This is a genomic window from Hymenobacter glaciei, from assembly GCF_039539585.1.
GTDB classification, from domain to species: domain Bacteria; phylum Bacteroidota; class Bacteroidia; order Cytophagales; family Hymenobacteraceae; genus Hymenobacter; species Hymenobacter glaciei.
Map to the genome: position 1 here is coordinate 513,089 of NZ_BAABDK010000017.1, position 10,475 is coordinate 523,563.

At 67.2% G+C, this 10,475-nt stretch carries 6 protein-coding genes; 1 reads left to right on the forward strand and 5 read right to left on the reverse strand.

Going from position 1 to position 10,475, the window contains the following annotated elements:
* Positions 1-13 precede the first annotated feature (13 nt).
* Together truA and ABD837_RS12920 are read right to left on the reverse strand one after the other, a co-directional pair.
* Complete coding sequence (truA, locus tag ABD837_RS12915) at positions 14-769, reverse strand: tRNA pseudouridine(38-40) synthase TruA (RefSeq protein WP_345055083.1); 756 nt, start codon at positions 767-769, stop codon at positions 14-16.
* A 196-nt stretch (positions 770-965) separates the two neighbouring features.
* A complete protein-coding gene (locus ABD837_RS12920) occupies positions 966-4,397 on the reverse strand; it encodes an FG-GAP-like repeat-containing protein (protein ID WP_345055086.1) in 3,432 nt (1,143 codons plus the stop codon).
* A gap of 551 nt (positions 4,398-4,948) precedes the next feature.
* On the opposite strand from ABD837_RS12920, the gene ABD837_RS12925 reads away from it, so the two are divergent.
* Positions 4,949-5,641: a hypothetical protein gene (locus tag ABD837_RS12925; protein WP_345055088.1), complete on the forward strand. Its 693-nt coding sequence runs from the start codon at positions 4,949-4,951 to the stop codon at positions 5,639-5,641.
* Between the two features lie 105 nt (positions 5,642-5,746).
* Here ABD837_RS12925 and ABD837_RS12930 read toward each other — a convergent pair whose 3' ends face one another.
* The 3 genes from ABD837_RS12930 to ABD837_RS25000 form a co-directional block, all read right to left on the reverse strand.
* Complete coding sequence (locus ABD837_RS12930; RefSeq protein ID WP_345055091.1) at positions 5,747-5,950, reverse strand: PID-CTERM protein-sorting domain-containing protein; 204 nt, start codon at positions 5,948-5,950, stop codon at positions 5,747-5,749.
* Positions 5,951-6,022: 72 nt separating this feature from the next.
* A complete protein-coding gene (locus ABD837_RS12935; protein WP_345055093.1) occupies positions 6,023-9,487 on the reverse strand; it encodes a LamG-like jellyroll fold domain-containing protein in 3,465 nt (1,154 codons plus the stop codon).
* A gap of 312 nt (positions 9,488-9,799) precedes the next feature.
* Positions 9,800-10,360, reverse strand: a complete 561-nt coding sequence (locus ABD837_RS25000) for an FG-GAP-like repeat-containing protein (RefSeq protein WP_425554342.1) — start codon at positions 10,358-10,360, stop codon at positions 9,800-9,802.
* Positions 10,361-10,475 lie beyond the last annotated feature (115 nt).

Genomic DNA, 10,475 nt, shown 5'->3' on the forward strand with positions numbered 1-10,475 from the left:
CCGATAGGGGGCGCTACTCTGCCGGCACCACGCCCTCCTCGTACTCCACCCGGCTCAGAAACAGGCCCCGCGCCGGGGCCGCACCACCGGCATCCACCCGCCGCTGCGCCCAGAGTAGCTCTTGGAACTCGCGCGGCGTCATCTTGCCCCGGCCCACGTCGAGCAGGGTGCCTACCACCAGCCGCACCATGCCCCGCACAAAGCGGTTGGCCCGAATGCGGAATACCCAGCCGCCCGGCGCAGGGTGCCAGCCGGCAGCGGTGCAGTAGCACACGTAGTGGTTTTCGCCGCCCTTTACTTTCGAGAAGGAAGTAAAGTCGAACTGCCCCACCAGGTAGCCGGCGGCCTCGTTCATGGCGGCCACATCCAGCGGGCGGTCCACGTACAGGGCGTGGTCGCGGCGGAATGGGTCGGGCCGCGTCACCACGAAGTAGTCGTAGTTGCGCTCTTCAGCCGAGAAGCGAGCATGGGCTTCGTCGGGCACGGCGTGCAGGTGCAGCGGCGCAATGTCGGGCGGCAGAGCCCGGCGCAGGCGGTAGAGCAGGACGTCGAGCGGCATGGTGTCGGGCAGTTCGGCCTCGAAGTGGGCTACCTGGTGGCTGGCATGCACCCCGGAATCGGTGCGGCCGCTGCCCAGGCAGTAGGTGGGGTGGCGCAGCACCTGCGTTAGGCAGCGGTCGAGCTCGGCCTGCACGGTGGGCATGCCCGGCTGAATCTGCCAGCCGCAGTAGGAAGTGCCGTCGTAGGCGAGGTGCAGGAAGTAGCGCATGGGGCGCAAAAGTACGGCCGGGTCCTGGCCAGACGGTCAGCTAATAAAAAGCCCCCGTTGCCACAAGGCAACGGGGGTTTAACGGACATCGTCCGGTGTTGGTAACTAATCGAAAGCTACTTCTGGCGGCGCTAAAAGAAATGAAGGTCTGCCCGTAGACAAGCTCTAAAGGCTGGCTACGGGCGAAACTGAGATATTATTGAAGGACTACGCGCTTGGCAAGGGAGGCGTTGCCGGCTTGCAGGTGCAGGGTGTAGACGCCGGCGGCTAGGCCATCGGTTTCTACCGCAAGCGTAGTGCCGCTGGCGGGCAGCACGGCCGACTGGCGACGTACCACCTGGCCCAGGGCATTCAGCAGCTCGGCCTGTACGGTGGCGGCCCCCAGCACGCCGGGCAGCTGCACCGAGAAGCGGGCATGGGCCGGGTTGGGGTACAGCTCCACCTGGGTAGCCGTCAGGGCCGGAGCCGTGGCCAGGGCCGTGGCCGAGAATTGCAGCGTAAAGCGGCCCACCAGCAGCGCCGTAGCCTGAGCGGCCGTCACCGCGAAGATGTAGGTGGGCTGGGTGCGCAGGTTCACGGTTTGGCCGGTCTGGGCATCGCGCAGGTACGCATCGAGGCCGGTCGGCAGGTTGTTGAGGGATGCGGCCGACAAGGTGTAGGTACCCGCAGCGGGCACGCCTATGTTCAAGGCGAGCACGGTAGCCGCATCGAACACGGGGCGGCCATCAATGGCTAGGCGCTGGCCCGAGGTGGCGGTGCTGCTCAGGTTCAAGCCAGTAGAGTTGCTGATTTTTTCGGCGTCGAACTGGCTGTCGAAGGCCGGGGTAGCCCCGGTCTGGGCGTAGGCATAGAGCGCGTCGGCCGGGCCGGTCGCGCCGCGCAGGTCCAACTGCACCAGCGGGCGGGGGTCGGCGTTGGGGCGTTGGAAGGGGGTGGCATTGGGGGCCGTCAGGCGCTGGCTGTTGCGGAAGGTGAGCGCGCCGCTGGTCTGGCCGGCGCTCACGCGGGCAAAAAAGCCCTGGGCCACGGGCAGCACGCCGTTGCCGATGCCGGGGTTGCCGCCGACGGGGGGCAGGTAGCTGCGGTACTGGCCCACGTAGGGGCCGCTGCTGCTGTACACGTAGATGGCCGCATCCAGGTTGGGGCGGTCAGCCGGAGCCACCAGGGCGTAGTCGAGCGGGGCGGGGTAGGGGTTGCCCAGCAGCTGCCAGCCGGCGTCGGGGTTGCCGGCCACGCGGGCCAGGGCCAGCGGGGCCTGGTCGCCGTTCGTCAGCGTGCCCACGAAGTCGACCAGCTGGTTGCCGGCGATGTTCACGGCGTAGCCCTGGCCCACGGCCAGGGGCGAGGCCAGCGCGGCGGGCACCACGTAGCCGCGGTCAAACGGGGCGTAGGCGTTGGCCAGCGGCACACGGGCTTGGTCGTAGCCGAACACGGTGGGGAAGGGCGTGGTGGTGCCCGGCGTGGCCGAGGCGTTGTACGAGGTGGTGAGCGTAGGCGTGAAGCCGGCCGTGGCCAGGTCGCCCACGGTGGTGTTAGCCACCGGGCTGCTGTAGTGGCGGTAGCCCGGGCCGGCGTTCAGGCTGGGGTCGATGTAGCGCTGCACGGTGGCCGTTCCGCTTACCACGCCCGTGCCGGAGTTCACAGCTAGGCCTGTGCCGGCCGCCGAGGAGAGCAGCACCAGGGCCTGGCCGTTGAGCACCAGGTTGCCGGCGCCGCCCACGGTCAGCACCTGGGCCACGCTGGTCGGGGCCGAGAGCGTCACGCTGTTGGCGTTGGTCGTGCCCAGGTTGCGCACCTGGGCCGGCAGGCCGCTGCCCGTTATCTGCGCTGCCGTGCCGTTGTACAGGTAGCCCGCGTCGGTGGAGAAGCTGCGCGCACCCGTGGTTTGCACCGCCCCCGTGGCCCCGCTGGCGGCGATGCCGTCCGGGTCGCAGATGGCCAGGGTGGCGCCCGCCGCCAGGGTAAACGTGCCCGCCCCGGTCAGGGGCTGGCAGTTGGTCAGCAGCGCGCCGCCGCTCTGCACAACCAGGGCCGTGTTCAGCGTCGTGGCGCCCACGAGCTGTCCCACGCCGGTACCCGTCACGGTGATGGTGTTGTAGGTGCCGGCCGGAATGGGCGTCGGGCTGGCCAGCGTGCCGGTGCTCACCACCAGGTCCGTCGGCGGGGGCGAAGTGAGCGTGAACGTCACCCCGTTGCTGGTGCCACTGGGCGTGGTCACCGTCACCAGGCCGGTGGTGGTGCCCGTGGGTACCGTGGCCGTCACCGTGGTGCTGTTGACCCCGGCAAAGGTGGTGGCCGCCGTGCCGTTGAAGCTCACGCCCACGGGCCCGGTCAGGTTGGTGCCCGTAAGCGTCACGCTCGTCCCCACTGGCCCGCTTGCCGGGTTCACGCTGGTGAGGGTAGGCGCCGCCGCGGCCGCGGTGGTGTTCAGCAGCACCCCCACGTCGTCGCTGACGTAATTGGCCGTCACGATATCGGGCTTGCCGTCGCCGTTCAAATCGGCCACGGCCACGCCGTAGGGCTCGGTACCGGCGCCGGTCGGGTAGGTGCTCACGGTGGCAAAGCCCCCGCCACTCTGCCCGAGCAGCACCCCCACCGTGCTGCCGCCGCCGTTGTACGTGCTGGGGTAGTAGTTAGCTGTGACGATGTCCAACCGCCCGTCGCTGTTCACGTCGGCCACGGCCACGTCTGTAGGCAGGGTGCTGGCGCCGGTCGAGTAGGTGCTCACGGCGGCAAATCCCCCGCCGGCCTGCCCGTGCAGCACCCCGATGTTGTCGCTGGTGTAGTTAGCCGTGACGATGTCCAGCCGCCCGTCGCCGCTCACGTCGGCTAGGGCCACGCTGGTGGGCCGGCTGCCGGCGCCGACGGGGTAGGTGCTCACGGCGGCAAAGCCCCCGCCGGCCTGCCCGAGCAGCACCCCGGCCGTGCTGCTGCCGCCGTTGGCCGTGGCGATATCGGGCCGCCCGTCGCCGTTCACGTCGGCCACGGCCACGCTATAGGGGGCGCTGCTGCTGCCGGCCGGGTAGGTGCTCACGGCGGCGAAGCCCCCGCCGGCCTGCCCGAGCAGCACCCCGATGTCGTCGGTGTTGTAGTTGGCCGTCACGATGTCCAGCCGCCCGTCGCTGTTCACGTCGGCCAGGGCCACGCCTGAAGGCCGACTGAAGGGGCCGGTCGGGTAAGTGCTCACGGCGGCAAAGCCCCCACCGGCCTGCCCCAGCAGTACGCCCGCGTTGTCGGAGGCGAAGTTGGCCGTCACGATGTCCAGCCGCCCGTCGCCGTTCATATCGGCCACGGCCACGTCGAAGGGCTGGCTGCCGGCGCCGGTCGAGTAAGTAATGACGGCGGCAAAGCTCCCGCCAGCCTGCCCCAGCAGCACCCCGGCGGTGTTGTCGGTGAAGTTGGCCGTCACGATGTCGGGCCGTCCGTCGCCATTCACGTCGGCCACGGCCACGCTAGTGGGCCGAGTGGAGGCGCCTATCGGGTAGGTGCTCACGGCGGCAAAGGTGGCCGGGGTCTGGGCCCTGGCCGCGCCGGCTGGGGCCAGCAGCGCGCCGGCCAGGGCCAGGGCCCGGCCGGCGCGGTGGGCAGTAATTAGGTGGACGGTAGCTATAGGGAAGAGGTTTTTCATATGCGTATAATGTGGTTGGGAGTTAAGAATAGCCGAACAAGGAACGCCGCCCCCGCGTGCCTGCTTGTAAGTTAAAAATTTAATGTGAGAACGCAGCTAGCCAATGCGGTACAGCTCCTGCCTGAGCGTTTTCGGCCGGGGAAAAGCCAGGCGGCTGCCCGTGCCGACCTCAAAAAGCACCTCCCGATGTTGCGGCAGCCCCCGATACCGATGCCAGACCAGCCAAGCTTGTCAAACCCCATATCGTCGGTGCCGCCGGGTAGGCCAAGCCCGTTCAGCGCCTTGTCGTCGTTGCTAAAAGGTAAGCCGAAGCCTTCAGGGTACCTGTCGCCGCTCTTGCATCGATGCCCGAAGGCTTCAGGGTGCCTGTCGCCACGCTTGCAGGGGCGGTTGCAGCGTTCAGGCAGTGTGTCGGCACACTTGCAGGGGCCGGCGAAGCCGGCTACCGGCCAGGCAGGTAGCCGGCTATGTCAAACAATAGTGGTATTGTTGTATGCGGTTATTCTCTCATAATCAACTCCCTTCCATTTTCAAAGGCCGCACTATCTGCCATGCTCAACCCCAACCCCTTTTTCGCTGCCGATTTCTTCGACACCAGGGACGTGACCCTGCCGCGCCTGCAAAAATTCTCGGTTGATGCCATCCAGCGCCTCACCCTCGACAACCCCGGCGGCGCGTTCACGAAGCTGGTGGCCGACCTCACTGCTTACTACGAGGCCTTGTTCGGCTCCATCACGGCCACCGATGCCGGTATTAGCCAGCGCCGCACCGCCGCTCAGCAAATGTGGGGCGCTCTGGCCGACCTCCAGCACCAGCTCGAAGAAGACGAGGCCCTCATCGACTACAAAAGCAAGAAAGACCCGGCCATTCGCCAGGCCTTCTTCCCCAACAGCCGCTCCGAGTACACCAACGCCAGCCTACTCACCGCCGACCTCCTCTTCCAGCGCGCCCAAACGGCCGCCACCACCCACGCCAAGGCCCTCGGGGCCGACTTCGACGCCACTCTCTACACCGGCTTTTACGCCGCCTTCAAGGCGGGGCGCGACGGGACCGGGGCGGGCGACGAGCAAAGCGCCAAGGCCCGTGCCGCCGCCCAAACCCACCGCCAGGAGCTCACCGGGCGCCTCACCGACGCCGTGAAGCTGGTAGCCGCCCAATTCCCGCGCGACGAGGACCGCGCCGCCGCTTACTTCCGCGTGGGCCTGCTGCAAGCCCCGGCGGCCCCGGCGGCCCCGAAGCTGTAGGGCCGCGCCGGCCCTGTGCCTGCGTACCAACAGAAAGAGCCTTCCGCACCAGCGGAAGGCTCTTTCTGTTGAAAAGACTACCCGGCGAGCCGGGGTAGCGGGTTGCTACTTCTGGCGGCGCTGCTTCAGGCGGCGCAGGCCGTAGGCGAGGCCGCCGGCCAGTAGCAGCGAGGCACCGCCGTCGAGTGGGGTTTGGGTAGGGCCGGTGGGCGAAGGGCCGCCATCGGCCGGGGCCTGGGCGCGGGCCGCGCCGGCCAGGACCAGTAGCAGCGTCAAGGATAGCAGGCCCGAAATCAAATGCTTGTTCATGTAATCAAAGAGAAGATGTGAGGCTTCGCCCGCCGCCGCGTACAATGACCAGCCACGGGCGAAACCAGAAGGTTATTGAAGAACCACGCGCTTGGCGAGGGCAGTGTTGCCAGCCTGCAGGCGCAGGGTGTATACGCCGGCCGCCAACTCGCTGGTTTCCACCGTGAGCGTGGCGCCGCTGACGGGCAGCGCGGCTGCCTGACGGCGTACCACCTGGCCGAGGGCATTCACCAGCTCGGCCTGCACCGAAGTAGCGCCGGCCACGCCGGGCATCAGCACCGAGAAGCGGGCACGGGCCGGGTTGGGGTACAGCGCTACCTGAGCCGCCGTGAGGGCCGGGGCCGTAGCCAAGGCGCTGGCCGAGAACTGCAGCGAGAAGCGGCCCACCAGCAGGGCCGTGGCCTGCGCCGCGGTTACCGTGAAGGCGTAGCTGGGCTGGGTGCGCAGGTTCACCGTCTGGCCGGTCTGGGCGTCGCGCAGGTACGCGTCGAGGCCAACGGGCAGGTTGTTGAGGGCAATGGCTGCCAGGGTGTAGGTGCCTGCGGCGGGCACGCCCACGTTCAGCGCCAGCACGGTGGCGGCGTCGAACACCGGGCGGCCGTCAATGGCCAGGCGCTGGCCCGAGGTAGCGTTGCTGCTCAGGTTCAGGCCCGTGGAGTTGGCAATTTTCTCGGCGTCGAACTGGCTATCGAAGGCCGGGGTGGCCCCGGTCTCGGCGTAAGCATACAGGGCATCGGCCGAGCCGGTCGCGCCGCGCAGGTCCAGGTGCACTAAAGGCCGGGTATCGGTGGTAGTGCGCTGGAAGGTTGTGGCGTTAGCAGTTGTCAGGCGCTGGCTGTTGCGGAAGGTGAGCGAGCCGCTGGTCTGGCCGCTGCTCACGCGCACAAAGAAGCCCTGCGCCACGGGCAGCACGGGGTTGCCGCCGATGCCGTTGACGTAGCTGCGGTACTGGCCCCCGTACTGGCTGGTGCTGCTGTACACGTAGATGGCGCCGTCGAGGTTGAGGCGGTCGGCCGGGGCCACCAACGAGTAGTCGAGCGGGGCCGGGTAGGGGTTGCCCAGCAGCTGCCAGCCGGCGTCGGTGTTGCCCGCCACGCGGCTCAGGGCCAGCGGGGCCTGGTCGCCGTTCGTCAGCGTACCTACGAAGTCGACCAGGGCCGAGGCGGGTAAGTTCACGGCGTAGCCGCTGCCCACGGCCAGGGGCGTCGTCAGGGCAACGGGGACCACGTAGCCGCGGTCAAACGGGGCGTAGGCGTTGGCCAGCGTCACGCGGCTCTGGTCGTAGCCAAACACGGTGGGGAAGGGCGTAGTAGTGCCCGGCGTGGCCGAGCTGTTGTAGGTAGCGGCCTGGCTGATTTCGGGGCTGAAGCCGGCCGTGGCCAGGTCGGCCACGGTGGAATTGCTCACTGGGGCACTGTAGTGGCGGTAGCCCAGGCCCGGGTTCAGGCTGGGGTCGATGTAGCGCTGCACCGTGGCGTTGCCCACCACCACGCCCGTGCTGCTGTTGCGGGCCAGGGCGGTGCCGCTGGCGTTGGAGAGCAGCGTCAGGGCTTGGCCGTTGAGCACCAGGTTGCCGGCGCCGCCCACGCCCACGGCCGCCGTCACGGCCACCGGAGCGCTGAGCGTCACGTTGCCCGCGGTGTTGATGGCCAGGCTAGCCACGGTGGACGGCAAGCCGTTGCCAGTGACCGCTGCTGCACCGGTGTAGCCGTACTGGGCGGCGGTCGAGAACGAGCGGGTGCCCGTTACCTGCACCGAGCCCGTAGCCCCGCTGCTGCTGATGCCCGCCGCGTTGCAAATGCCCAGGATGCTGCCCGCACCCAGCGTGAAGCTGCCCGCGCCGCTGATGAGGGCGCAGCCGTCGCTGAGCCCGCCGCCGGGTTGGACCGTGAGAAAGGCGTCGACGCTCACGTTGCCGCTCAGCACGCCGTTGCCGGTGTTGGTTACGGTGATGGAATTGTAGCTGCCGGCCGGAATCGGCGTCGGGCTGGTTTGTGTGCCCGTGCTCACCACCAGGTCGGTTCCGTTCACGGTGAACACGGGGCCGGTGAAGGTGGTGAGCGTGGCCGAAGCCGTGCTCACCGGGCCGGTGGTGGCCGTCGCAGGAACCGTTACCGAGGTTGAAAAGTCGTCGGTGGGGGTGGTGAAAGGCGATACGGCCGTGCCGTTGAATGCAAAGCTGGTGGCGTCCTTCAGGTTGGTGCCGGCGATGAGCACGCTGCTGCCGCGCGGGCCGCTGACGGGCGAAACCTGGGTGATGGTGGGGAAGCTGCGTACGAAGTTGCTCGTGGTGCCCAAGAGGGTGAAGTTGGTGAGCGTACCGTTGTTGTTGAAACCGCTCCCGTCGTTGAGCGTGGTTCGGCCGCCGTTGCTGCCGCCGGCCGTACCCTGGTTGAAGTCGTAGTAGGCCACCTGGTTGCCGGGCACAGCCGGGTTGGTGCTGAACATGTCGGCCTGTACCTGGGCCGCCGTCAGGCCCGTGTTGTACACCCGCACCTCGTCGATGCTGCCGGGGAAATATTCGCCCAAGCCAGAGGGAGGAGGATTGGTCGAGCCGATGCGCAGGTTGTTGGCGTTGGGCACGGCGTGCCCAGCCCCCGGAGTGTCGGAGCCGGCCTGCACGCCGTCGAGGTAAATCCGGCGGGTGGTGCCGTCGAAAGTAGCCGCCACGTGATGCCAGCGCCCGCTCAGATTGGCCGTCGGGATAATGGCGTCGTTGCCCCACCAGTAGTTAATAAGTCCCCCGGAGTACAGACGCAAAGCATTCACCTGGTTGGTGGTGCCGTAGTTGCCCCAGCCAATGATGCCGTAGTCACCCATAGCCGTGGGCTTAATCCAGGCTTCGATGGTGTAGTTGCTGTTGCTTACCGGCACCGGGGTGGTGCTGGGCAGAGCCACGTAGTCGTCCACCCCATCAAAGGCCAGCGCGTTGTTGGGCGAGCCCACCACGAAGGCGTTGGAAGTGAAGGTGGCGTAGGAGACGGAAGAAGGCGGCTGAATCGTGCCGACCGACGTCCCATTTATGAGCACGTTAAGGCGCTGGTCGATGGTGCCGCCGCAGCAGTTGGTGCGCTGCGCCGTCAGAAACCGTACCTGGTACAACCCGTCGGCCAACATCAGCCCTTGGTCTACCAGCCCGTTGATGCCCCCTTGGCTTTGCAGAAAGGCCACGGCATCGCCCTGGGGCGCGGTGGAACCAAAGCCGCTGCCATTCCGGGAAATGCCCGACCGGTTGTTGAACGTCCAAGGCGCCCCCCCGGGAGTGTTGTAGGAGGACTGACCCGCTGCCAGGCCATTGGTTTCAAAGCCGGGGTTGGCCACGGCACCGGCCATCACCATGCCGTCGGACACGCGCACAATTTCGACCTGGTCCACGAAGGCCGTCACGTCGCCATTGCCACTAAGGCTGCCCAAGCCCTGGATGCGCAGCACCGGGTTGGCGGCTGAGGCGGCGAGTGGCGCGGCCAGCAGCAAAGCGGCCCAGCGGCTGCCGCGCCCCAGTTTGCGCCAGTAATTTGAAGAGAAAATGTGCTTCATGGGTAAGGGAAAAGGTTGAAAAATTATCGGTCTGTGCGCTTGCTTCTACTGGAATTTACTTCTGAGAAAGAAGGATTTATGGAACTACAAGGTAGCGCAAACCCATTCAATACATCGCCTTATATATGAATAATTTCGGTCTAGGCTGGCTTTGGCTGGCTAGAAGCCAGCGTGCAGCCTGCTGAACGTTACGGGCCCGCGCCACCCGTTTATGCGTAGCGTACTGGTTCCGCCAGCGGCTGCGGGCCGCCCACTATACCCAGCCGTTGCTTGGCAGCGGGGGAACAAGGCTGAAATGGGCGTAGCATCGTTCTACTCCACCACCACACGCCGGGCCACGGTGCCCGCGCTAACTCCCAGCCGCAAGGTGTACACGCCCGGGGACAACCCAGCGGTTTCAACCATAAAGCGGGGACTCTCTGCCGCAAAACGGCGCACCACTTGGCCCAGGGCATTGAGCACCTCAACTTGGGCAGCGGCAAACCAGGCAGCGGGCAGCTGCACCGTGAAGCTGCCACGGGCCGGGTTTGGGAAAAGGCTGAGCTCGGCCGACAAGAGCCGGGCGGTGGCCAGCGGGGTATACGTGCCGGTGTTGAGCAATACCCCAACCGCATCGGTGCCGTAGTTCGCCGTGGCGATATCGAGGCGCCCGTTCCCGTTCACATCGCCCACAGCTACGGCGTTGGGCCGGCTGTTGGCGCCCATGCTGAAAGACTGCACCGCGCCGAAGCCACTGGCTTGCCCCGGCAGTACGCCCACCGTGTTGGTGCCGTAGTTAGACGTGATGATGTCGAGGCGGCCGTCGCCGGTTACATCGCCGAGGACCACCCCGGAGGGGGAGTTACCCAGCGGCCCGGTCGCGTAGGTAACCACGGCGCCAAAGCTGCCGCCGGCCTGCCCCAGCAGCACGCCGGCGCTGCCACTAGAGCGGTTTCGTGGTCAGTGTATACAAGTAGGTGTTTCTTTGCGGCATGAAACCGTACTCCAC

Bases quoted from the DNA above. Each gene is read 5' to 3' on its own strand.
- ABD837_RS12930 (WP_345055091.1), bottom strand. From the start codon at position 5,950: ATGAACAAGCATTTGATTTCGGGCCTGCTATCCTTGACGCTGCTACTG.
- ABD837_RS12935 (WP_345055093.1), bottom strand. From the start codon at position 9,487: ATGAAGCACATTTTCTCTTCAAATTACTGGCGCAAACTGGGGCGCGGC.
- truA (WP_345055083.1), bottom strand. From the start codon at position 769: ATGCGCTACTTCCTGCACCTCGCCTACGACGGCACTTCCTACTGCGGC.
- ABD837_RS12925 (WP_345055088.1), top strand. From the start codon at position 4,949: ATGCTCAACCCCAACCCCTTTTTCGCTGCCGATTTCTTCGACACCAGG.
- ABD837_RS12920 (WP_345055086.1), bottom strand. From the start codon at position 4,397: ATGAAAAACCTCTTCCCTATAGCTACCGTCCACCTAATTACTGCCCAC.